Origin of the sequence: Methylophaga sp. UBA3613 (genome assembly GCF_002375415.1) — a bacterium.
Taxonomy (GTDB): Bacteria; Pseudomonadota; Gammaproteobacteria; order Nitrosococcales; family Methylophagaceae; genus Methylophaga.
Genome location: NZ_DFLS01000004.1, coordinates 509,978 through 533,860, shown reverse-complemented (window position 1 = coordinate 533,860; position 23,883 = coordinate 509,978). Strand labels below are relative to the sequence as shown.

General features: G+C 43.8%; 18 protein-coding genes. 7 read left to right on the top strand and 11 right to left on the bottom strand.

Annotated elements, in window-relative coordinates:
* Position 1: 1 nt before the first annotated feature.
* The 6 genes from nirD to B3S93_RS04680 form a co-directional block, all read right to left on the bottom strand.
* Complete coding sequence (gene nirD, locus B3S93_RS04705; protein WP_292399539.1) at positions 2 to 310, bottom strand: nitrite reductase small subunit NirD; 309 nt, start codon at positions 308 to 310, stop codon at positions 2 to 4.
* 6 nt (positions 311 to 316) lie between these two features.
* Positions 317 to 2,746 (bottom strand): nitrite reductase large subunit NirB, encoded by a 2,430-nt coding sequence (gene nirB, locus B3S93_RS04700; protein ID WP_292399542.1) that lies wholly within the window; start codon positions 2,744 to 2,746, stop codon positions 317 to 319.
* Between the two features lie 205 nt (positions 2,747 to 2,951).
* Positions 2,952 to 4,391: a sensor domain-containing diguanylate cyclase gene (locus B3S93_RS04695; RefSeq protein ID WP_292354117.1), complete on the bottom strand. Its 1,440-nt coding sequence runs from the start codon at positions 4,389 to 4,391 to the stop codon at positions 2,952 to 2,954.
* Between the two features lie 148 nt (positions 4,392 to 4,539).
* A complete protein-coding gene (locus B3S93_RS04690) occupies positions 4,540 to 6,669 on the bottom strand; it encodes a putative bifunctional diguanylate cyclase/phosphodiesterase (protein ID WP_292399545.1) in 2,130 nt (709 codons plus the stop codon).
* 146 nt (positions 6,670 to 6,815) lie between these two features.
* Positions 6,816 to 7,274 (bottom strand): YybH family protein, encoded by a 459-nt coding sequence (locus B3S93_RS04685; RefSeq protein WP_292355729.1) that lies wholly within the window; start codon positions 7,272 to 7,274, stop codon positions 6,816 to 6,818.
* A 25-nt stretch (positions 7,275 to 7,299) separates the two neighbouring features.
* Positions 7,300 to 7,821: a MarR family winged helix-turn-helix transcriptional regulator gene (locus B3S93_RS04680; protein ID WP_292399548.1), complete on the bottom strand. Its 522-nt coding sequence runs from the start codon at positions 7,819 to 7,821 to the stop codon at positions 7,300 to 7,302.
* Between the two features lie 206 nt (positions 7,822 to 8,027).
* Between B3S93_RS04680 and B3S93_RS04675 the strand changes: the two genes are divergently transcribed.
* The 3 genes from B3S93_RS04675 to B3S93_RS04665 are packed head-to-tail and all read left to right on the top strand — an operon-like array spanning position 8,028 to position 12,364.
* Positions 8,028 to 9,860 carry a sensor domain-containing diguanylate cyclase gene (locus B3S93_RS04675; protein WP_292399550.1) on the top strand — a complete coding sequence of 611 codons (1,833 nt, stop codon included), beginning with the start codon at positions 8,028 to 8,030 and terminating at the stop codon, positions 9,858 to 9,860.
* A 39-nt stretch (positions 9,861 to 9,899) separates the two neighbouring features.
* Positions 9,900 to 11,309, top strand: a complete 1,410-nt coding sequence (locus B3S93_RS04670) for a YcjX family protein (RefSeq protein WP_292399553.1) — start codon at positions 9,900 to 9,902, stop codon at positions 11,307 to 11,309.
* Positions 11,309 to 12,364 carry a TIGR01620 family protein gene (locus B3S93_RS04665; protein ID WP_292399555.1) on the top strand — a complete coding sequence of 352 codons (1,056 nt, stop codon included), beginning with the start codon at positions 11,309 to 11,311 and terminating at the stop codon, positions 12,362 to 12,364. The genes B3S93_RS04670 and B3S93_RS04665 overlap by 1 nt, the downstream gene beginning before the upstream one ends.
* Before the next feature lie 17 nt (positions 12,365 to 12,381).
* Here the strand turns inward: B3S93_RS04665 and B3S93_RS04660 are convergent, their stop codons facing one another.
* Positions 12,382 to 15,126 (bottom strand): sensor domain-containing diguanylate cyclase, encoded by a 2,745-nt coding sequence (locus B3S93_RS04660; protein ID WP_292399558.1) that lies wholly within the window; start codon positions 15,124 to 15,126, stop codon positions 12,382 to 12,384.
* A gap of 291 nt (positions 15,127 to 15,417) precedes the next feature.
* On the opposite strand from B3S93_RS04660, the gene B3S93_RS04655 reads away from it, so the two are divergent.
* The 4 genes from B3S93_RS04655 (at position 15,418) to B3S93_RS04640 (ending at position 18,231) form a co-directional block, all read left to right on the top strand.
* Complete coding sequence (locus tag B3S93_RS04655) at positions 15,418 to 15,795, top strand: DUF6627 family protein (RefSeq protein ID WP_292355742.1); 378 nt, start codon at positions 15,418 to 15,420, stop codon at positions 15,793 to 15,795.
* A 14-nt stretch (positions 15,796 to 15,809) separates the two neighbouring features.
* A complete protein-coding gene (locus B3S93_RS04650) occupies positions 15,810 to 16,805 on the top strand; it encodes a PA2778 family cysteine peptidase (protein ID WP_292399561.1) in 996 nt (331 codons plus the stop codon).
* Positions 16,806 to 16,975: 170 nt separating this feature from the next.
* Complete coding sequence (locus B3S93_RS04645; RefSeq protein ID WP_292399563.1) at positions 16,976 to 17,413, top strand: BLUF domain-containing protein; 438 nt, start codon at positions 16,976 to 16,978, stop codon at positions 17,411 to 17,413.
* A gap of 47 nt (positions 17,414 to 17,460) precedes the next feature.
* Entirely contained in the window at positions 17,461 to 18,231 is a 771-nt protein-coding gene (locus B3S93_RS04640) for an EAL domain-containing protein (protein ID WP_292399565.1), read from the top strand.
* A gap of 82 nt (positions 18,232 to 18,313) precedes the next feature.
* On the opposite strand, the gene azu is transcribed toward B3S93_RS04640, so the two are convergent.
* The 4 genes from azu to B3S93_RS04620 form a co-directional block, all read right to left on the bottom strand.
* Positions 18,314 to 18,763: an azurin gene (gene azu, locus B3S93_RS04635; protein ID WP_292399568.1), complete on the bottom strand. Its 450-nt coding sequence runs from the start codon at positions 18,761 to 18,763 to the stop codon at positions 18,314 to 18,316.
* A 379-nt stretch (positions 18,764 to 19,142) separates the two neighbouring features.
* On the bottom strand, positions 19,143 to 20,132 hold the full coding sequence (locus B3S93_RS04630) for a hypothetical protein (RefSeq protein ID WP_292355752.1): 990 nt from the start codon (positions 20,130 to 20,132) through the stop codon (positions 19,143 to 19,145).
* A gap of 313 nt (positions 20,133 to 20,445) precedes the next feature.
* Positions 20,446 to 21,276, bottom strand: a complete 831-nt coding sequence (locus tag B3S93_RS04625) for an alpha/beta fold hydrolase (RefSeq protein ID WP_292399572.1) — start codon at positions 21,274 to 21,276, stop codon at positions 20,446 to 20,448.
* Positions 21,277 to 21,387: 111 nt separating this feature from the next.
* Positions 21,388 to 23,742: an autotransporter domain-containing protein gene (locus B3S93_RS04620; RefSeq protein WP_292399574.1), complete on the bottom strand. Its 2,355-nt coding sequence runs from the start codon at positions 23,740 to 23,742 to the stop codon at positions 21,388 to 21,390.
* Positions 23,743 to 23,883: the final 141 nt, after the last annotated feature.

Here is a 23,883-nt window from a genome sequence, read left to right as displayed (position 1 = left end):
CTCAGAGTGCAATGTAAATCAGGCCGTCTTCGACTTTGGTATCAAATGAACGGGTGCAACCTTCGTCTGGACCAGTGGCCTCACCGCTGCTTAAATCAATCACCCAGTTATGTAATGGGCAGGCTACACGTTTATCGTAAACAATCCCCTGGGATAACGGACCTTTTTTATGCGGGCATTGATCAAATAAGGCAAAGACCTCATCACCACTGGTCCGAAAAATCGCCACATCCCCATCCGGCGTTGTCATCACTCGTGAGCCTTTTTGCGGTACGCTTTCTACCGATCCTACTTCAGTCCAATTTTGCATCTGTTGTTAACCTACTTGCTTGATGGGAATATAGTTTTCGCGCTGTTTGGCAGCATGTTCCGCCCAGGGATCGTCCTGCGATTTTTCCTGTGACTCGTAAAACCGCTGTGCCAGGACTTTGCGGTTGTCATGATCATCAACCACTTTGGCCTGAACGCTTTTCAGTCCCACCCGTTCAATCCACGGTGCGGTACGTTCCAGATAATGGGCATCTTCACGATAAAGCTGCATAAAGGCTGCACAGTATTCCATCGCTTCTTCTTCAGTAGCGACTTTGCACAGGAAATCAGTCGCACGAACTTTGATACCACCGTTACCACCGACATGCAGTTCGTAGCCTGAATCAACACAGACAATACCGAAATCCTTGATGGTGGCTTCAGCACAGTTACGCGGACAACCTGATACAGCAATTTTGAATTTATGCGGTGTCCATGAACCCCAGGTCATTTTTTCAACCTTGATGCCCAAGCCGGTGGAGTCCTGAGTACCGAAACGACACCATTCTGAACCCACACAGGTTTTCACGGTACGTAATGATTTACCGTAAGCATGACCTGAAACAAAGCCCGCTTCACTGAGATCAGCCCACATTTTCGGCAGATCATCTTTTTTCACACCAAGCAAATCGATGCGCTGACCGCCAGTGATCTTTACGGTGGGTACTTTATATTTATCCGAGATATCGGCAATAGCACGTAACTCATTGGCGTTGGTAACCCCACCCCAAATCCGTGGCACCACTGAATAGGTACCATCCTTCTGGATATTGGCATGAACCCGCTCGTTGATAAAACGTGACTGAGGATCATCTTGATAGTCTGGCCAAGTGCTCAGCAGATAATAGTTTAATGCTGGACGGCATGAGTGGCAGCCATCAGCATTTTTCCATTCCAGGGCGACCATCAGATCAGAAATGGTTTTCAAACCTTGTTCTTTAATGGCGTTTTTCACTTCGCCATGACTCATGCTGGTGCAACCACACATGGGTTTTTTACTTGGCGTATCGTTAAAGTCACTGCCCAGCGTCGATGCCAGTAATTGCTCAACCAGACCGGTACAGGAACCGCACGATGCAGAAGCTTTGGTATGAGATTTGACTTCATCAAGAGTAAACAGGCTGTGTTTACTGATGGCTTTAACGATATCGCCTTTGCAAACACCGTTACAGCCACAAATTTCGGCATCATCAGGCAATCCATCGACAGAATTGCTCGCACCATGGCCAGAGTCACCAATATGGTGCTGACCAAACAGCATATTCTCACGAATACTGGACACATCAGTGCCATCACGCATCAACTGGAAGTACCATGCCCCATCCACGGTATCACCGTATAAAACTGCACCTATCAGCTTGTCATCCTGAATGACCAGCTTTTTATAGATATGACGGGCAGCATCTTTGAACACCAGATCTTCAGTACTTTCATCGCCAATAAAGTTACCTGCAGAAAATAAATCAATGCCGGTAACTTTCAGTTTGGTCGAGGTAATGGAGCTGACATAACGTGCAATACCCATTTGAGCCAGATGGTTGGCACAGACTTTAGCTTGTTCAAATAACGGGGCCACCAGACCAAAGGTTGAACCACGATGCTGTACACATTCCCCCACTGCATAAACTTTAGGATCAAAGGTCTGCATGGTGTCATCTACCACAATACCGCGTTCACAATGAATTCCGGCAGATTGTGCCAGTTCAATATTAGGACGAATACCGACCGCCATCACCACTAAGTCAGTATCGATTTCTGTGCCATTTTTAAAGACGACTTTTTCAACCCGTTTTTTGCCTTCAATCGCTGCTGTTTCATACGACATCAGGAAATTAAGCCCTTTGGCTTCCAACTCATGCAACATTAAATCCGAAGCAGGTTTATCCAATTGCTGATTCATTAACACATCAGCAATATGCACCACGGTGACTTCCATCCCCTGGATCATCAAACCATTGGCTGCTTCCAAACCAAGTAAGCCACCACCGATAACAACGGCTTTTTTATGGGATTTGGCAGTTTCCAGCATGGTATCGACATCAGCAATATCGCGGAAACTGATAACGCCAGGCAAATCACGACCGGGTAAGGGCAACATGAATGGGCGAGAACCGGTGGCCAGCAATAAACGATCATATTCAAAGACTTCGCCTTCTGCGGTTTCCAGTTGGCGTTTTACACGATTGATATGGGTAATTTTTTTACCGGCATGCAAGGTAATGCCATTGTCGATATACCATTGCCGATCGTTGATCATGATCTGATCGATGGTTTTATCGCCTGCCAGCACAGGTGAAAGCATAATACGGTTGTAGTTACCGTAAGGCTCATCACCAAAAACGGTAATGTCGTATTTTTCAGGTGCTAACTTGAGTAATTCTTCCAGTGTTCGCACACCGGCCATACCATTACCTATCAGCACTAATTTTTCTTTCATGGATCGCTCCTGCATTTCGATTAAATATGCTTGAGCAAGCACTGTGCCAACAGGTAACTTATTAATTTAATTACACATTAATTTTAAACAGGTAAGTAACATGCGACTTTGTGGTGCAAAACGGTGCACTACGCACAAAGATGGTGAATTAGGGCCAGTTTATCTTTCAGAAACACCTCTGTTGTCATAGAAAGCTCAACAAGCCCTAATAAACCGTAATACGATTACGGCCTTTATTTTTGGACTCATACAGGGCGTGATCACAACGTTCAATCAGATCATCCATGCTTTCTCCCAGTTGAAACTCTGTCACACCGGCACTGATGGTTACGCTGATACTGTCATCTTTAACCCGGATCTTATGCTCGCTGACAGCTTCGCGAATCGTTTCTGCCACCCGTGCTGCATGTTGTTGATCACAGTTTTCTAACAATAATAAAAACTCTTCACCACCCCAGCGACACAAAACGTCTACATCTCTCACTTTTTGTTTTATAAGCCGAGACACCGATTTGAGAACCTGATCACCAAACTGGTGACCGTATTTATCGTTGACCAATTTAAAATGATCAATATCCAGCACGATCATTGATAAAGACCAATCCTTACGTAACGCAGTTTTTTGCGCTTTATTAAAGACCCAGTCGAATACCTGTCTGCTGGTCGCCCCGGTGAGTTTATCTTTAGTCGCCATCAATTCAAGACGACGCTGGTAGCCCCGGATAGTGAAATGGGCAAGCATTAATACACAGATACTGATAGCCAGAGAAACCGCAATATTGATCCATAACGCCGTTTCAATCCGGTCAGCGGCGGGATCGTTGATTTGCTCGACGATCAAAAACCAGTCAAATTCGGGAACCAAACGACTGTTTAAGTAGATAGTGTTACCGTTTTTCGCCGCATAACTCACCGACGCACTCGGATTACTGAGGATCTGTATAAATAATTGATCTAAACCGGTTTTGTTTTGCAGGTAGATATCATCTTGAAACTGACTGCTTCGCAGCGTAATTTCACCCTGACGATCAACAAAATAGATTTCCCGTCCATAGCGTCGTTGATAGTTTTCAATCAGTTGAGCCACTGACTCCATCGACAGGCCAACACCGGTAACCCCGACTAACTCACCTTGTTGATTCAGAACGCGATAATTAACAAAAATGCTCATACGATTGGGTTCGGCGGTATCCCAATCTATATTGATATCGTAATCGGTAGTGATTTTTCGCGTGGTGAAATACCAGCTATCCGCCGGATCTGACTCATCAACCTGTTTGATAATGCCCTTGGGATGATAATAATTGCGCGTTTTTTCAGAGACAAAAAAAGCGGTAATCGTATTGTATTTTCGTTGTATCTGCGCCAGATATTCGGCTAAACGCTGGGGATCCTGTTCACCATTCTCAGCCCAGTTAATCATAAAAGTATCATTCGCCATCAATGATGAGATTAACAATGGCTGCAACAGGTCACGCTGAATTTCGGAATAGATGTTATCACTGGTCAGCGGCAGCATTTGTTTTTGCAGCTGGTCACTGGTGGAATCCCGCGCCACAAAGTAGCCAATCAGACTGGTGGCCATAAATCCCAGCAAAACCAGCGCGCTGATTGTCAGCGTGAAAATTCTCTTCCGATTTTGCATTCCGGCCAGCCTGTTATTAAACAAAGTTTTTAATCATAGTGAATTTGGAGTAAGGATCCTAGTGGCTATTGCTCTTTCATCCCCATTTCTATTGCAATCAGCCCAAGGCTTGTTGTTCTTTCAGAGGCTGACCAAAGCGACAATGGCCCTAATTTTTTGTTAAGGCCTGCAAATTGTCCGCATTCAACTCAGCGGGCTGCATTTGCATTAGTTTGGCATGAACAAATTGATGCATATCCTGATAACGTGTTCTGAGCGATTGGAAATTCTGCATGGCCGTTTGTTTTTTACCGGCTTGATAGAGTTTAATCGTCATGGTTAACAGATGATGAAAACTTCGATATTTTTCTTTTAGAATTTGCAGACATTCTTTATCAATAAGTTGGAGATTTTCTGTTCGCTCCAACCAGACACCACAATGCGATTGTTTAATTGAGAGAATTGGCCACAGTTCAAGTTCTTCGGGGTCCACATCAAAACGCTGTTCAAGGCTTTCCAGGCTTAATTCCAGATACAAATAAAACAGGTTTAACTGTGTCCATTTCAAATGCTGGCGATGATAGCGATAACTGAACCATTCTTCAGGCAATTCAAATTGTTGCTTCCAATGCGTTAATTCCGTCACTGGCATCGGTTTGGCAATCACATAGCCCTGAGCCAGTTCACAGCCCATTGAGAGCAAAATCTGACCGTGGCGCAGTGACTCTACGCCTTCTGCAATAACCTCCAAATCAAATGATCTGGCCAGTGCAATAACACCTTCTACAATTTTGCAGTCATCCACATCATTTAACATGTTCCGCACAAATGTCTGATCAATTTTTACCGCAGATACTGGCAAAGTCCTGATATGGCTCAGTGATGAATATCCTGTACCAAAATCATCCAGCACTGTTGCAATAGAGAATTCATCCCTGCAACGACGGACCACATCAACGATCAGACTGAGATCATCCAGAGCGTGACTTTCCAGAATCTCAAATTGGAAATACTGTAAATCCACTGCTGGAAACTCATTAACGATCTCGCCAAGTCTCTTTAAAAAACCATTACTTCCAAGATGATAGGCCGACAGGTTGATGCTGATATTCCATTGTTTAGAGTCGGCCTGCCATTGTTGTAAATAACTCAACGCCTGACGAATGACCCACTCACCTAACTGAATTTCCAACGATGTGCCGTTAATTAAAGGCAAAAACTGTTGCGGAAACACCAGTCCGTTTTCAGGATGCAACCAGCGAATCAGTGCTTCGTATCCGACCACTTCCCCACTGCACATATTGATTTTTGGCTGCATGTGTAACTGAAACTGGTTTTCACTCAAAGCCCGGCGAATAGCATAAAGCTGCTCGGTTTTTTCATCACGCCAGGCTTCGTTCCCTGTTTCATACATGCGAAAGGTTTTCTTACCGTCCAGTTTTGCTTTATACAGCGTTTGATCAGCGTGCTCGATCAGGGTTTGCATCGAACCCTGATCAAATGGATAAACGGTATAACCAATCGAGGCACTGATGCGGATGGTATTGTGCTCAATCAGATAGGGTCGGCTTAGCTCTTCAGTTAATCGGTGCAGCAACAGTTCGCAATCCTGACGGTTTTTGATTTCACCAAGCAACATGACAAACTCATCGCCACCATAACGGGAAACGGTATCATCCTGTCGCAACATGCTCTTGATACGCTGCGCGACTTCAATCAGTAATTCATCACCGGCGTTATGTCCCAACTCATCGTTAACGGGTTTAAAGTTATCCAGATCCAGAAAACATACCGCTAATAATGTTTGCGTACGATTACTATGGGCGATGGCCTGTTCAAAGCGATCCACCAGCAGATTTCGATTAGGTAAAGCGGTTAACGCATCATAATGCGCCAGTCGCTCCAGTTCGGCCTGATGCTGCTTTAACATGGTGATATCAGAAACCAGTCCCAAATGAAACATCTCACCCGTCTGCGGATCAGTGGTGCGATGAATCGTCAGCACTTCAGCATAAAATGACCCGTCTTTTTTACGGTTCCACACCTCACCCGACCAATAACCGTTATCTGACAGGCTTTGCCACATTGTGCTGTAAAAGGCTTTACTTTGTTTGCCGGAGCTTAGAATATTGGGTTGTTGGCCGATTAATTCGTCTCTGCTATAACCGGTGATGGAACATAATGTATCGTTTACATCAACAATGATATTATCGGCATTGGTAATAATGATGCCTTCATGTACTCGATCAAACAGCATTTCCAAAAGAGAGTGTCTTTGTTGCTTCAGTAAGGCGCTCACCGGAAATATCCTTATAAAAACCATAAAATCAATAGGGTTTTTAGCATAGCCTTTATGACCTAGGCAAGTTTTCCTTGCAATAACTCTCAAGCATAAAAAAAGCCGATCATTGAGATCGGCTTTTTTTGCTGCAAAGACTGTTGGATTTATTCAGCCATATTCCAGATATGTGAAACGACTTCCCATTCATCCTGGTCGTTCTGTTGCAGAACTGTCATCAATACACCATTAAATGTCATCGTTTCACCATTTTCACCTTCAACATCTGCTGACCAGTTAGCCAATTGACTGACTTGTCCTGCAGATGAATAAGTGGCGATAGTGGTTATATTATGATTGTGCAGCCCATTATCGAAAAAGCCCTGAAACAGTGCCGCAATCTCCTGCTGGCCATTCAACACATTGCCATCACCGGGCGACAAAGTGGCTTGTGATGCATAAAGTTCGGTTAACGCATCGAGATCCTTATCGTTGAAAGCAGCATTCCACTGCTCATTGGCAGAATTAATGACTTCCTGTGCATCATAGTCAGCACCGGGGTTACTGCATGCACTCACTGCCAGAATAAGCAGACTTAAGGGTAATAAACGATTTAAAAATTTCATAGAGATTCCTTTTTTTTTTTGAACATTATTTAAGATGAGATTCATCTTCAAAAACATGTCGTTGTTGATAGATTTTTTTCAATAACGACATAAGTTGGGTTGTTTCAGTTTCGCTCAGCGCCTGCATTAATTGATTTACACGTTGATAATAACCAGGCATTACCTCATCAAGTTTTGCCTGTCCCAGAACGGTCATTCGAATCAGTATCTGCCGTCTATCCCGCTTACCATGCACGCGACTGATTAATTTATCGCGTAACAACCCATCTAATAAACCGGTCATGGTGGCTCGCGAAACCCCCGCTTTTTCAGCCAGCGCTGAGGGTGTTGAACTCAGGTTATCCTCTCGCATCAGCAATAGCAAAACCCACCATCGTCCCTGTAACAAGTCATATTCCGCAAGATAGCTGTTTAATCCCAAAGACAAATCAGAACCGACGCGCAGCAGATTCAAAAATGTCATGACATTTTTAATGTCGGTTTGCGGGTAACGATCGGCAAACTTCTGTAATATTTCAGCGTTAGGAATATCTTTAACTTGTAACATGATAGCTAGCTTATAGTTAGCCACCTAATCATGTCAAATCCAATTCAGTTAGTAATTAATGATATATTTGAATCAGAATGTAACAGTCCTGTTTGCTGAGATAACACCATTGTTTTGTATTGACTCAACTTTTTTCTTATTTCGATCCAGCGAACGGAGTTCATTTTCCGTCGATCGCCACTGCCGTTTCTAATTAGGTTTGTCCGGTGTCTGCTAAACCTGTTTTACGATTACGTTACCCAATTCATAGCAAACTACTGCTTTATACCTTCGTGCTGATTGGGTTGACGTTGCTGGTCATTTATCAAAATTATCAATCGCAGTTATCAGCCTACTCCTCACAAATTAACCAACAGATCGAGCAACGTAACCAGTTGCTGGCATTGATGCAGACCCAGTTACTGGAATCTAAACTGGAAGCCATTGATCAAACGTTGAAACTGATCAGTTCATATCCCGATTTTATTAAAAATTCTGCACCTCATACTTATCTCCTTGAGAAATATTCTCAAAATAATCCTGAAATGCAGGCTCTATTGCATATCAATGCGGATGGGCTGTTACGCTATCCCATGCATCAGCGTAGTCAGTTGGATTTATCCGGGCGAGACTATTTTAAAGTGCATCAGAACTCAAAAACGGATGGCGTTTTCACTTCAAAACCCATGCTTCCTGGCCGGGGGCATTCAGATCCGGTTATGGTGATCAGTCGGGGTCTTTATGATTCGAACGATAATTTTCAAGGGGTCATCGCCGCCGTTATCGATATCGAAACCTTTTCATGGGCTCTCAGTGGTATCAGTGTCAATGCCCAGCTATTTTCATCGATTGTTCATCAAGAAGGTGAAGTTGTATTTCGAGTCCCCTATAGAAACTTCGAAGTTGGGCAAACTCTGGATTACGTAAAAGATCGTAGCGATAAAGACAAACTACCCTTAACCGGTGAAGGGATTTATCAGCATTTTAGTGGTGATTATCAATTTGCCTATCAGACATTGCCCAAATGGAAGTTACACGTTTTTGTCGGTGAAAATCGAGCCGTAGTCGATGAATTAATTTCCAACTACCGTTTTGCCCATCTCCGTAACAGCTTTTTGACCGCACTATCCTTAATGTTACTGATTCTGGCCACCGCCTGGTTAATTGGCCGGCGTTTGGATATAAACAAACAACTGATTGAAAGCAAAGCGGCTCTGCAGCAAAGCTATCAGCGTAATCAGGCGATTATCAAAGCCATTCCGGATCTGCTGTTTACCATTGATAAAAATGGCAAAATCATTGATTTTGAACACGGCGATGGTGTGCCATTGCTGATGTCTGAACAGGACTTTATTAATAAACATATAACTGAAACATTACCTGACTTTCTGGCGCAGCGGACGTTACTGGCGTTACAAAAAACGCTGGGTAGTGGAGAAAGTGATTATTACGAATACGAACTGAATCTGTCAGGCAAACAGCATTTTTTCATGGCCCGCTCTTCGCCAATCAACGAGGACAGAATGCTGGTTGTTGTCATTGATATTACCGAGCGTAAAAAATCTGAAAACGCCCTACAGTGGCAGGCAACACATGACAGTCTGACGCAGTTACCCAATCGGGTTTTATTTTATGATCGACTGAATCAGGCCATTACCGAATCAGCCCGATATAAACAGCCCTTTTGCCTGCTTTATATCGACCTCAATGATTTCAAACTAGTCAACGATAACTATGGGCATCTAAATGGCGATATGTTGTTGATCCTGGTGGCACAACGTATTCGTGAATCAATTCGTCAGTCAGACACGGCTGCCAGACTGGCGGGAGATGAATTCGCCATTATTGTTAACCACAGTAATCTGGAAGAAGCCATGCAAGTCTCGGAAAAGCTACGGGAACAGTTATCGGTTGGTTATGAATTAAATGATGGCGTGATGCTGAATATCAGTGCCAGCATTGGTATTGCTTGTTATCCTCATGATGGTAAGGATGCCGATGAGCTGATTCTGCATGCTGATAACAGTATGTATCATGACAAACGTTCAACTGCTTCTTAATTCAGACAGACAGCAAGCGTCTGATGTAAGCTGATGCCTATGAATTCAAAGATTGAAAAACTAGGTCTGCGCCTCAATAAAACACTTGATGGAATTGATCAACAAGCCAGCAAATGGGTGGCGCGCAGTCTCGATAAACATCTGAGTATTGGCATTACCGGTTTTAGCGGTAGTGGCAAGTCGACTTTTATTACCAGCCTTATTCATCAACTCAAATATTCCAGTAATGCAAATCTGGGAGGCTTCCTGCCAGCCAGAGATGAACGCCTGTTAAATGTCGAATTACAGCCACTGGATGATTTACCACTATTCGATTATCAACAGGGAATTCAGGCCCTGGCAGGTGATCCACCTGCCTGGCCACCATCAACTACTCATATCAGCGGTTGCCGGTTAATCATTGAATTCAAAAAGAAATCCATGTTGCCGACCTTTACAGGAGAAACCCGTCGATTCACGCTGGAATTACGTGATTATCCAGGTGAATGGTTGCTCGACATTGCCATGTTGCAGCAAGATTATCGGCAATGGAGTATGGATACTGCTGCACTTTGTTCCAAAGGCATCCGTCATCAACTCGCGGAAGAGATGCAAAAAGAGTTTAATGATTTGGATCCGCTCGCCCCAATTGATGAACAACAAATTGAAGCATTATTTGTTCGTTATCGAAGTTTTCTGATGACATGTAAAACAGCAGGTTTGACATTTATTCAACCTGGGAGGGCTTTATTGCCTGACAGCAGTGACTTTCCAGTGTTTATTCCATTGTTCAATCTGCAATCGCTCAGCCCGCAAGAATTAGACAATGCCGATGATGACTCCTTATACAAAGTCATGCAGCAACGCTATAAAACCTATCTGAAAAACTTTGTTCAGCCATTTTATAAAACTTTTTTCCGTGGCATTGATCGTCAGGTGGTATTGATCGATGTGCTGAAAGCTTTGAGCGGAGGCAAGGAAAAATTTGACGATATGGTGATTGCTTTCAGCCGGATTATTGATTGCTATCGCGTGGGGCATAATGCGTTTCTGAACCGTTTATTTAGCCCTCAGGTCGAAAAAATTCTGTTTCTGGCATCCAAACCGGATCGAATTTTAATGAATCAGCACGAATCTTTGCGTCGTCTGTGCGACGATATAATCAGCCATATCTGCCCACAATCGGTTAGAAATCGTATTGAAATCGAAACGGAGATAGCGGCCGCTGTACGAACGACACATGATCATAATGATCATCTGACTGCCAGACTACTGGATGGACAATATGGCGAACTACGCCACCCTGCTATTCCCGACAAACTGCCTGATCCCGATCAGTGGCATCAATTATCACGCTGGAATCCGCCCGTACTTCGAGCTCCGCTCAACCCTGACTTGATAATGGGCGGACGTCTGGCTCATATTCGGATGGATAAAGTATTACGGGATCTGATAGGAGATAAATTCTGATGGCTTCCACAGAAGATTTTTTTAAACCTAAACCACAACAGGAAGCTAAGCAAAAAGCGGATATATCCCCCGAGGAAACTGAAAACTTTTTCAAAGTTCTCTCCGAAAACAACGAGGTCAACCTGCCTGATTCGGTGGAAACTGATCCATTGCTCGATTTTGACGACACATTACTGATACCGCCGCGCCGTAATCGTGGTTTGAAATGGTTGATCGTCACATTGTTCATTCTGTTAATCGGTATGTTGGCCTGGGATGTAGTTGATTTTGCACAAATGCTCTGGCAACAAAGCAAAGCGATGGGGTTAGCCTTCAGTGCCTTCGCAGCTTTCTTAGCAGGTCTGGTAGTACAGCAATTACTGGTGTATCGCCGCAACCAGAAACAGCTTAAACGGGCCGATCAGATCCGCGAACAGGCTGCTCAACTGGTCCATGAACAACATATCGGCAATGCAAAAAAATGGCTGAATTCGCTAGAGACTTTCTACGATGGTCAGCCACAGGCTGATTTATTAAAACCTTGTGTTGATAAGCTACCTGACTATCTAAATGACAGTGAAGTTGTCTATCGTATCAGTGAAGATTTCTACCGGCAGCTGGACCGCCAGGCAATCCATATTATTGAACGTACCAGTATCAGCAGTGCTGCAATGATTGCGGTCAGCCAGCTGGCAGTTGTTGATTCTTTGTTAGTGGTCTGGAAAACACTGAAAATGATTAACCAGATCAATATTATTTATGGCGTCAGATTAAATCGCTTAGCTCAATGGCGATTAAATCTACGGGTATGCAAAATTGCACTTGGCAGTTACGCCAGCCAGGCGGGCATTAGTTTCTTTTCTGAACAGGTCGGTATTGGTTTGGGGGGCAAAATTCTGGGCAGCGTGGCCCAGGGATTTGGTGTGGGTTTGTATCAGGCCAGAATCGGTATCCATGCAATGCAACATATTCGGCCAGTCGCCTTCACCAATGACGAAAGACCCAAACTGAATATGTTTGCCAACCTGTTACGCCGTAAATTAACCAAGCTGACGGCAGAACAGGACTCAGATTAACCTGACTATTCTGGCTGTCAGAGTTGAGCGATCAGGTGATTTGAACCGAATATATGCACCCCATTACGTCCAGCAGATTTCACCTCGTATAAGGCCAGGTCCGCCTTTTTGGTAAGCTCGCTGACCGTTTCGTTTTCAGCATCGCCTGGGAAGATTGCTACCCCGATACTCAGGGTAATACGAAAGTCATGCGTATTTACATTTAAAGGCTTCGATACCGTTTCCAGAATATGCTCTGCCACTAATTTGGCATCATCTGGCTTTTTGAGTTCGGTGAGTAAAATAACAAATTCATCACCACCGACACGGCTTAAGGTGTCTGTCTGTCGTAAGCAGTGTGACATTCTGTCAGCAACAGATTTAAGAATCTCATCCCCAACATCATGACCATGGGTATCGTTAATTTGTTTAAAGTGGTCGACATCGACAAACATCAACGCAATGGGATAGCCCACCCGTTTCGCATGTGCCAGAGTATGACCAATTCGTTCATCAAACAAACGCCGATTTGGTAGCCCCGTTAAGGTATCGTGATATGCCATCTGACGAATACGATCCGATTCGGATTTGCGAGCGGTTACATCTTCAATTTGTGAAATAAAATGGATGACCTCGCCCTTTTCATTACGAACTAACGACACACTCAGCAATACAAAAATGACATCACCGGTTTTATGAAAATAGCGCTTTTCCATCTGATAGTGTTCGAGATCCCCATTGAGTAATTTCCGTACATACTCAAGATCCAAATCCAGATCGTCTGGATGTGTCACATCAACAAAGGTTTTATCCATCAACTCTTCTTCGCTGTATCCCAACATTCGACAGAGTGCACCATTTACTTCCAACCAACGACCATCCAGACCAACAATCGCCATGCCAATTGCGGCGGTATCAAACGCATTGCGGAAACGTTCTTCACTTTGTTGCAATGCCAACTCAGCCTGTTTACGCCATGAAATATCGGTTTTGGTGCCAATAACGCGAATCGGATTCCCATCGGCATCACGTTCGGCTACCGTGGCGCTGCCCAGCATCCATTTCCAGCTGCCATCCTTGCTGAGAATACGATGCTCATTTCGATATTCCGGTTTTTCCCCACTAAACATCCGGTTGATATCGGCCGTTACCCTTTCGATATCCTGAGGATGTATTAATTTCAGCCAATGTTCCATCTGACCGATAATTTCACCCGGAGCATAGCCGAGCATGGCCAGTAATTTATCAGAGAACACCACAACATTATTGGCCACATCCCAGTCCCAGACCCCGGCTCCACTGCCCTCGAGAGCGTGTTTCCAACGTTGCTCAGTCTCCAGAATCCTTTTCTGGTGCTGCCAGTCTTCGGTGATGTCGTAGCTGACACCGACCAGAGAAAGCAGCTGTCCAGCATCGTTGAAATAGAGTTCTGCTGAAGTATGAATCATTCGAATCTCAGCACCATGATGTATTCTGGAGCGAACGTCAAAAGATTTATGCTGTTGAATGGACTGTTCTACAGCCACTCGGAAAGGCAACAGATCCGCTTCGTGAATCAATTTTTCAAATTCCGCGTAATCCATTTGCTCAGTTGAGTTGGGTAGACCAAATACCTTGCTCGCCATACTGTCGAACATAATAATATTGGTTTCCACATCCCATTCCCAAATAGCAATTTCAGCCGCCTCTGTTGCCAGCGCCAGTCTCCGTGCATTCTGTCGATAGGATTTGGTCATTTGTGAAGCAATACGGATGGCGTTTGCCCGGCTTTTCGCAATGGCCGCAATCACCAGGGCAAATAACAGGGAAATCACGATTCCGATTATCCAGGTTATCACTGTATTGTTACGCAGGATCGAATCAGCAAATTCCCGATCAGGTTGGCCTACAAATGACCAGGTACGGCCACCCACCTCGTAGCTTTTTTGCAAACTAAATGACTCTTCGGATGCTACTCCAGGCTGAGAAAATAACAGGCTTTCGGATTTTTCGGCTTCATCATCATATATGTTTAGCAAGCCGACATTCTTATGTGTCATCAACACATCCTGCAAAACATCATCAATACGAAACACTGCATAGACCCAGCCTGAATGAATAGTTCGCTTACCAATGGCAACGTCTGATTCGCTCGCGTCGATGTACACAGGCAGATACATCAACAAACCATTGATGGTCGAGTCTGAACCATCCTGTTTTAAAAAAACCTTTTCGGTAATGCTTGCCTTGCCGGTTTTGACCGCTCTATCCATGGCGTCTCTTCGAGTGATATCGGCATACATATCAAAGCCCAAAGCCCGCATATTTTTCTTGGTCACAGGTTCGATATAAAGGTTTGAGGTATATTTATCACGCACTCCCTGAGGATAAATATCATAGCTCAACATCCCGGATTGTCTGACTGCATTAATATGCATCTGTTTTTGTTCTGGAGAGAGAGCAACTACATAGCCCAGTCCCTGAATGCCTGGATAATTTTCTTCCAGTTTCAGGCTTTGATAAAAATTGGCAAAATCCTCACGAGACAAATCAGGAGAGACATAAAACAAGCCCTGGGTAGCTCGTAGCATTTCCTCATAGGCATTTATTTTTCCGACCACGGCATCGACGGCCTGATTAAAAGTGACGTTATAAGCAGCCTCTAAACGAACAGACTCCATCTCAGCCATTTTCCCTGCAACGAAATAGGTTAAAACCAAACCAAACAAAAACGCCACAAAAGACGTTACAAAGGTAAAAGGTTTAAGCAATAAGCTTTGATTAGTGCGAATAACCAGCTCCATTAATAGCGCATACGTTGAATGAACGAATTCATTTTTCAGGGAATCAATATCAAATTGAGCCAATCATCAGCAAAAAATTGACGTTGAACTTATTTGCTTAAGTTTGCCATCAAGCAAAATATAAAGAAACTCTACCTAATAAATAATCAAAATCGAAGGTAATTCATCACACTAGGGCTTTTTTTGATGCTTGAAGTTAATAGAATTGGTTTTATATAGTTCTTGTCACCGTAGTCATGGTAAGCTGAAATTCAGGCCAGTTCTTGGCCTTTTAAATCAACGGAGGGATGTATGAAACAAAAAGTATTTGCGTGGATTGCTTTGCTTGGCTTTTTCGGAAGCATCACCTTACCGGTGCAGGCAGCAATGATCAGCACGCCTGATGTTATTCAATCACAACAATCTGCATATGACCGCGAGCAATTGTCTTCAATGCTGGAACGTGACGATGTTCAGCAACAACTATTGTCAATGGGAGTTGCCCCCGAAACCGTTCAGGATCGTGTCAACAGCATGACTGATTTTGAAATTGCCCAGTTAAATGAGCAAATTAATGACATGCCAGCTGGCGGGATACTCGGTGCAATAGTACTTATCTTTGTTGTGTTTGTTATTACTGACGCTATCGGTGCAACCGACATTTTCCCTTTTGTCAGACCGGTCCGTTAATCTGATTTAAGCTTATGCAAACAGATAATCGCTCTCTCTACACCCAGCTTCGGCTGGGTGTTTTAATATTACTGAGCTTATTGTTGACCGCTTGCAGTCATACACCTCAGACAAATCTTCTGAATCAACAGCCATTCGAGCCAGTTCAGGCCGAGCTCGATGATGTGCCCTTTTTTCCCCAGACCCAATATCAGTGTGGTCCGGCTGCCTTAGCAACCGTGATGCAATATCGTGGCGTCGATATCACGCCCGATCAGTTAACTGATCAGGTCTATATTCCACAGAAACAAGGCAGCCTGCAGATAGAAATGGTTGCGGCAACTCGAAAACAAGGCTTGATGCCCTACCCTTTGGCGCCAAAGATGAACGATTTATTGACTGAAGTGGCGAATGGCAATCCCGTTTTAGTGATGCAAAACCTTGGCTATAACTGGAAACCCTTCTGGCATTATGCCGTGGTGATTGGTTTTGATATCAACTCACAGGAACTCATTCTGCGTTCTGGTGAAACCAAACGATGGCAAACAACATTAAAAACCTTTGAACGTACCTGGGCCCGCACCGATCATTGGGCACTGGTCATTGTCAGGCCTGAACAAATCCCTGCCACCGCGAACATGCCGGCCTGGTTACAAACTGCCTATGATGCTGAAAAGACCGGACAGCATAAAACAGCAGAACAAGCCTATATCGCTGCGATGGAGCATTGGAGCGAACATCAGCAGGCAGGAATCGCACTTGCCAATTTGTATTATCAGCAGGAGCGTTTTGATAAGTCTGATACTGTCTATGGTCAATTAACCGAACAATTCCCATACGACGCTTCTCTGTGGAATAACCGGGCCTATAGCCTGAAAGACATTGGTTGCCATCAAACTGCGTTAGCTTCTGCATCTTGTGCGACACGATTGGCACCTGATGACAAAAATATTCAGTCCACATTTCAGGAGATGTTACTGCTGGAACCTCTGACCCATAACAGTTGCCCCAAGATTAACTGTCCAGATTGATTAACCTGACAAAATACAGCAGCTCAAGGACGGTTATCAAGAAAGGTGATACAGGTCTGTTAGATGCATGTTTAAGCTTGTCGTCATGCATTCTCTGACATAGACTAATCTGAAACAAGACGAGGCTAGTTGTACCAGCTTGTTCGTATTGGATAACAGGATGCGGTATTTTGACGAAAAGCTTATTGAGAATTTTGTATACCAGTAAAACTCATAATCGCTTATCCGATGTCGATTTAACCAGATTGTTACATCAGAGTCGTGAAAATAATCAGCGCATCCAGATTCATGGCATCCTATGTTATAACCATTCCGATTTTATTCAGGTGCTCGAAGGTCCAGAAACAGCTGTTATCTCTCTCTATAAAAGAATCCTTGATGATGAACGTCATCATGACTGTAAACTCATTAATATATGCCTTAGCAATAAATACATTTTTAATAATTGGGCAATGGGATACATTGATATCAGTCAGGGCGATATGCGCCGGCTGAGGCAAGAGCTACCAGAAAAGTTATCGAATGATAATGCTGACAACTTTGCCTATCAGCTGAAACATTATTTAAATAACCCGATAAAGAAAACTGATCAGACGATTTTTATCTAATGACAGATGACTATCCAACGATAACCAACACAAAGAAAGAGTATCAAATGACAAATCAACTACCCGATTTCAAACCTTTAGGTTGTAATAAATGTTTAGAAGGTGGTGGATTAGACTTCAGTTTTTCAATGGCTTTTCAGCCGATTGTTAATGTTCAGGAAAAACAGATTTTTGGTTACGAGGCACTGGTACGTGGCATAAATAATGAGCCGGCTTATACCATTCTGGATAAATTGAATGACACCAATCGTTATTCCTTTGATCAGACAATTCGGGTGAAAGCCATTCAGCTGGCTAAACAACTTGATTTACAAGGCATGCTCAGCATTAATTTCTTTCCTAATGCCGTTTATCGTCCGGAAACCTGCATTCGAGCGACATTGGAAGCAGCTGATTTAATGGATTTTCCCACCAAAAATTTAATGTTTGAAGTCACCGAGGTGGAAAAGGTTACTGATAATAATCATCTGAAAAATATTTTTGATGAATACAAACGGCATAATTTCACTACAGCAATTGATGATTTTGGCTCCGGTTATGCCGGCTTAAATTTGCTCGCCGACTGGCAGCCAGACATTATCAAACTCGATATGGCACTGATTCGGGGTATTAATAAAGATAAAGTCAGACAATCGATTGTCCGCTCAATCATTATGACCTGTAATGATTTGGAAATAAGAGTTATTGCTGAAGGTGTCGAAACGATAGAAGAGTTTCAATTTATCCGCGATCAAGGCGTGGCTTTATTTCAGGGTTATTATTTTGCCAGGCCTCAATTCGAAGCTTTGCCAGAAGTCGACCCGGCTTTGTATGAATGATATAAATAAAAAATCCTCCCTCCGGCAGTGGTGGCTCTGAAAGAACAACAGACACTGGCTGGAGGGAGGATTTCAGGTGAACTTATTTGATATTGAAACGACCGTTCATCATTCCACTATGCCCTGGGAATGAACAGAAGAAAGTCAGTTTTTCATCAGCAAGTCCTTCAGTAGAAAACTCAACTTCAGCCGATTCGCCACCACCAATTACTTCCGTCGCGGCAATAATACGATCATCACCTTCTGGCAGATAATTATTATCCAGCCCCGCAGCAGCGCCTTCTTTCACGATTGCCTGCATATCATCTGCCTTGGTCAAAACCCAGTTATGGCCCATCATATCTTTAGCCAATGAACCTATATGTTTAAGGGTGACTTTGACTGTTTCACAACTGGCAGGAACTGACATTTTCTTAGTGTTGTAGGTCATTTGATCTGTCGCTTCAATCACTAAATCACATTCATCGGCAAATGCTGTGAATGGTAATAAAGCAAACAATCCCACAGCAATTAACAAACGATTTTTTTTCATTTCGATCTCCCAATAATTCCGGCAACATTGCCTTCTCAACGAGCATCAACTTTATCAGCTGAAAAATTAAGTTGGTTTAATATGCGTTAAACATGATTCATTATTAATGCTCATCCTTTCAACGTTACCGGGATAAAGTTACAAGCAAACCATAACAAACAAGTAGTCCTTAAGCTTCATGGATAGCTAACTGCTAATGTTGCAGGGACAAAACTTGATACTGAGCTTTAATAACAACCATTCTCATTATAAAGAGCCTGTTTTGATGATAACAATAGGTCAGGAAAGATTGAGGAATAATTCCTGTAGCTATCCGTGAAACACCAGCTAAAACAAGCTATTGGGAAGCTTTCAGCCAAATGGATATAATCAGCATGACCTATTCGGCTGCTACCTGAATATCAAAATAATTTTCAAGTGCGTTTGGCGACATCAACGTCGCCATAAAGACCAGAAATATTCCAGCACCTTCGGGACTTTTAGAATTTATATCCAGCTCGACTTGTGGTGTATCGCTATCAATAAACTGACTGCTGGCTTCAATCAATTGGGTTCTTAATCCGGGTGAAAGCGCCTGTAAAGCTGAAAACTGTTGCTGAATCTGTAGTTTCAAGCCGGCTTTATACTCTTCTGTAGTCATCCCTGCACTTTCAGCACCTTGCTCTATTAAAGGCTGCCACGCACCAGCATCTTCAAACTCTATGGCAGCTGTTATCAAACCAGTCTGCATCCATTCTGCTGTAACAGCCGACATATCCTCATTATTTCTTAACCGTCTCATCTGACTTTCCAGATCCGGGATCTGACTAAAGTTGGTATGTAGATTCATCGAAAACAGCTGTGCCGCATCTTTTTCTGTTAACTCGGGATTATAAAACTGATTCTGCAAATTCAGCGTCAGTTGGCGCTCAACCGGATGATAGCGGTAAGCCAGATGCTGGTTGTGACCAATTTTGTCTTCTTTAATACCCAGGTTTCGCAATGCTTCAACTAAAGATTGTTCCTGTTGTTCCGTGCCATCACCACCGGTAACGGTAAACAACGCATCCTCAGTTGAAATATCCATCGCATAGATAAAATCCTGCGCCTGATTCAACTCAATATCACTTATCGTCAGTAAACCAATCTGGTGTTTACGATCAGCATCATCAGTGATGAGAACATCATTCACCGTAATATCTTTGGTGTAGGGGTTGGCAACAACCTCCCCGACTTCGACCTGAACGCCATTCTGGTTAATTTTAGCGACTAACTCATCAACTAACGCCTGAGCTGCCTGATTTGCCTCATTATTAGCAACTGCATGGGCTCCACCCAATGCAATAGCGATTATCAGCAGAGGCACATAAATGATTTTTTTTCTGAACACTGTTGTCTCCAACAAAATAATAAAAAAACAGAACCGCAGTATGCCTGTATGACTAATAACGAACCAGTTTAGTTTAAGAACATAGGCTAATCTTAAGGCGTGCTATTTCAACTTTCCTTTCCGCCCAGCACATGATTGCCTTTATGCATAGAGACGAAAGTTGGCAAAAGGAACTAAATTCTCACGTTTATCAACCATGAAAACACTACTTCAACCGGGTGAGCTTTGTGAGATTTATCCGAAATGAGCGACTTTTGCTGTATGGGTAAATAAAAACTTATTAAGTGCTAATTATCAGCATTGATTAATACGCTTATTTCATTTGTTTGATGACCTGTTGCCAGCAGCATCGATGATCTGCCTCGGGGATAATAATGATCTGACTATCCGCTGTTGGTGGTAATAAACGTTGAAAACTTTCTACAATTTCTGCAGGGGTAACACGGTCATGTTCTCCCACAAAATGAATCTGTTGTATACCTTGAAGCCCTGATACCTCGTCTGCGGGGTTGAGCGACCCTGATAACGGTGAAATATGGTGCAGTTCTGTCCACGCTGTTGTGTTCAGATTGCCTGCAAACGTGACTAGACGCGTCACATCGTCGCGTCGACTGGCAACTAACGCTGCAATAGCCCCGCCACCAGAATAGCCTACCAGCTGTAATTCAGAAGCTCCTATCATTATTTTAAGTGCTGTAATCGCCTCACCTGTGGCGATAATGACTTCTTTTGAAAAGCGGTGGGAGGTCCAATATTTTTGTGTGCAACGCTTTTGATCGTGGGATGTGAATTGACAGGGTCGCCCAAGATAAGCCACGGCATCATCAGACTCATAAGCTAAGGCCAGCTTCAGTGAAACAGGATTTAACGGCGTAGGGTCAGAGGAAGGCTGTGAACGTGAAATCCAGGCTAAGCCATCGCCTTCAATAAATACTGTCAAACGTGTATTTTTCAAACGCTGTGCAGGTATAAAAGCCTGAAGATCGAAATAGGAGGTGGATATGGTTTCAGAGGTCCAGCCAGCGTCTTCGGCAAGCTTTGTAGCGCTCTCTAGGCGTTCCTGAGTAGATGGCAGATGAGTGCAACCAGTGATCAGCAGGAAAAAAATAATATAAAAAGGAAACGATTTAACAAACTGCTTCACCTGCCATCCTTAAATACTTTGAACGTCATACTTAACATGGGCATTAAGCCACAAAAAAAGCCCCAGTGGTTATCCACTGAGGCTTTTCTTTATACTAAACATAGCATTTTGTTAAAAACGCCAGCGCATATTCACTGATGCTGTTTGATTCAAAAAGTCTTCACGCCCTTCCAAATCATAGGTGGCTGTCAGCTCGGTCATATCATTCAGTGAAATGGTTGCTCCGACGCCTGCACGCGCTAACCAGGGTGATGGATCTATTCCCTCTGTGGTAAAGGCAGCGCCACCACCCGTATATGAGGCGGTCAAACTGGTGTCGTCATTAATCACATCATAACCAACACCAAGCGTGGTCGATAAAGAAGTTGACTCACTCCACTGATGGTTAGCTTCCACCTGGGCCATCAGAATCAATTCCTCGGCATTGACACTATCCACATCTAGATTTAACGCACCAGCACCTTTTTCGGTATAGCTTTCATCTTTAATATAAGCATAGTCAGCACGCAGGCTCGGCATAATCAGACTTTGCTCAGTCAGCTGAAAGCGCTTACCAATGCCTGCCCCAACGTGTGCTGTATAACTATCATAGTCAGCAGTGGCTTTACGGTTCATAAAGCTGATACGGCGTTTGCCATCGTTTTTATTGAGACCCACATCGGCTTGCCAGCTCACTTCGACATCTTCAAATTGCGTCAAGTCATGGCTGCCGTAGGCGATAAGCTGATAGGCATCAATATCGGCACGATTGCCAGATGCTAAGCCATTGCCATCAACACTGGTATTCATATAAGACACGGCAAAACCTAAACGACTAGTGGGCGTTATTTCACCATCAATACCACCAACAAACCCATAACTGTCAGCATCGTAACCACTGACGCCATTACGCTCTTGTTGCCGACTCCAGCTTCCCACGGGTTTTAACCACACCGCTTTATCCACCAGGAACTCATCACCAGAGGATAAGCCACGGTTACTGGCCTGCCGACTTTGGATCACCCGGTTGGTGCCGCGCATGGTGTTCGAAGCCAGTCCAGTGGTGCCTGCAACTAATAATGGTAAGGTTTCAGCTACAGCCTCACTGACTTGTTGTTGTGTAGATAATTTACCAAGAGCGGTTGTGACATTTTCAATATCAGTACCGGTGATACCACTATTTACAAAGGTATCCAGCACCCTGGCAGCACCGCGGCCTGGTGTAAAGCCCTGGCTATTAACACTTCTGAGCACGCCATTGCCAGAGTCATCGCCCGAATCCCCTCCCGTTCCTTCAGCAATGACTTTCAGGTCAACTACATTGCCATTAATCTCATAGGCAAAATCATATAAAGCTGAGTTATCAGTCATGGTAAAACTAGAAGCGTTGAGTGTGCCTGCACTGATCACACTCGATAGAGTGCCGCCCTGAGTCAGTGATGGTGACCCCATCACATTGACATCCAGACCAGTATCTTTGGCAAATGTGGCAGTCCCCATCACATTCAACTTGGCATAGTTATCCATTGTAGCCACCCCAAGTCTCAATTTGGCATTGGTTTCCTGATGATAATTGGCTGCCTGACTAGCATATATACTTCCAACGTTTAGAGTATTACCTGAATCGACTGCCAGCGTGCCTCCATTTACTCGCATATCACCAGCAAAAAACCGCTGATTATAATAAGTGAATCGGGTCGTGCCACTATAGAGCTCAATATCTCCCTTACCAATTATTGAAGAGCGAAATTGAAGATCCTCATCAGTGTGATTAAACACCAGACTGCCAACCCCATCTCCAAAGCTTAACTGGTTAACATCAAACTTCCCCCCAGCAACTGCCGGCTCATCCTTCGCAGCACCAATATTAATTATGCCGTTAGAGCCAACAGATGAAGCTAGCGTAATACTATTTGCCGTGATAACAGCACTGTTATTCAATGTAATTTCAGCACTGCCACTAAAGCCAAAATATGACCTACTACTCGTGCTAGTCATATTTAACCGGGCATTTTTACCTGTAACCAAAACCTTCCCTTGTGAATCGTCATATGTCCCGATATACAATATGCCAAGCGTTAGTTGTCCATTATCGTTGATAACCAGTGAACCAGTTTGACTGGTATCATTGCCAACATAAAGAATACTGTTGTTGGCCTCGAGATCAATCGTACTGTGAACAATTGCCTCGCCACCATTACTGATACGAATGTAGTTTCTTTCAGGATTAGCTTCGTCTGGTGCTGCACCTTCGGCCCAGTTTGCCCCCTCACTCCAATAACCACTCGGTATGTTCCAGTCGTAGCTTGTTGCCAATGCAGTACCGGTATAGGCAAGGCTGGTTGAAACCAACAAGCTGCTACTGATCAGCTTCAGCAACCCTTTTTTACGGCTGATCTGACTTTTGGTTTTGCCGCGAGTGAGCTCAGCAGCGACCATCCAGGCCTGACGGCTGGCGTTCCATACAATGCGATATACCCGGTTCATGAGAGTTCCTGTAACGTTTGTTTCATCGATAAACAGGTAACCCTGCAGCATTTTATTTCACTGCAGGCCCCTGTTTGCACCGATAAACCATACTGAACAGGCGGGTATTTTCTAAGCTTATTTTTGTTTCAATATGTAACA

What these genes read in the sequence shown, in the direction of transcription:
- nirD (WP_292399539.1), bottom strand. Translation starts at nt 310, where the DNA reads ATGCAAAATTGGACTGAAGTAGGATCGGTAGAAAGCGTACCGCAAAAA.
- nirB (WP_292399542.1), bottom strand. Translation starts at nt 2,746, where the DNA reads ATGAAAGAAAAATTAGTGCTGATAGGTAATGGTATGGCCGGTGTGCGA.
- B3S93_RS04695 (WP_292354117.1), bottom strand. Translation starts at nt 4,391, where the DNA reads ATGCAAAATCGGAAGAGAATTTTCACGCTGACAATCAGCGCGCTGGTT.
- B3S93_RS04685 (WP_292355729.1), bottom strand. Translation starts at nt 7,274, where the DNA reads ATGAAATTTTTAAATCGTTTATTACCCTTAAGTCTGCTTATTCTGGCA.
- B3S93_RS04680 (WP_292399548.1), bottom strand. Translation starts at nt 7,821, where the DNA reads ATGTTACAAGTTAAAGATATTCCTAACGCTGAAATATTACAGAAGTTT.
- B3S93_RS04670 (WP_292399553.1), top strand. Translation starts at nt 9,900, where the DNA reads ATGAATTCAAAGATTGAAAAACTAGGTCTGCGCCTCAATAAAACACTT.
- B3S93_RS04665 (WP_292399555.1), top strand. Translation starts at nt 11,309, where the DNA reads ATGGCTTCCACAGAAGATTTTTTTAAACCTAAACCACAACAGGAAGCT.
- B3S93_RS04660 (WP_292399558.1), bottom strand. Translation starts at nt 15,126, where the DNA reads ATGGAGCTGGTTATTCGCACTAATCAAAGCTTATTGCTTAAACCTTTT.
- B3S93_RS04655 (WP_292355742.1), top strand. Translation starts at nt 15,418, where the DNA reads ATGAAACAAAAAGTATTTGCGTGGATTGCTTTGCTTGGCTTTTTCGGA.
- B3S93_RS04650 (WP_292399561.1), top strand. Translation starts at nt 15,810, where the DNA reads ATGCAAACAGATAATCGCTCTCTCTACACCCAGCTTCGGCTGGGTGTT.
- B3S93_RS04640 (WP_292399565.1), top strand. Translation starts at nt 17,461, where the DNA reads ATGACAAATCAACTACCCGATTTCAAACCTTTAGGTTGTAATAAATGT.
- azu (WP_292399568.1), bottom strand. Translation starts at nt 18,763, where the DNA reads ATGAAAAAAAATCGTTTGTTAATTGCTGTGGGATTGTTTGCTTTATTA.
- B3S93_RS04620 (WP_292399574.1), bottom strand. Translation starts at nt 23,742, where the DNA reads ATGAACCGGGTATATCGCATTGTATGGAACGCCAGCCGTCAGGCCTGG.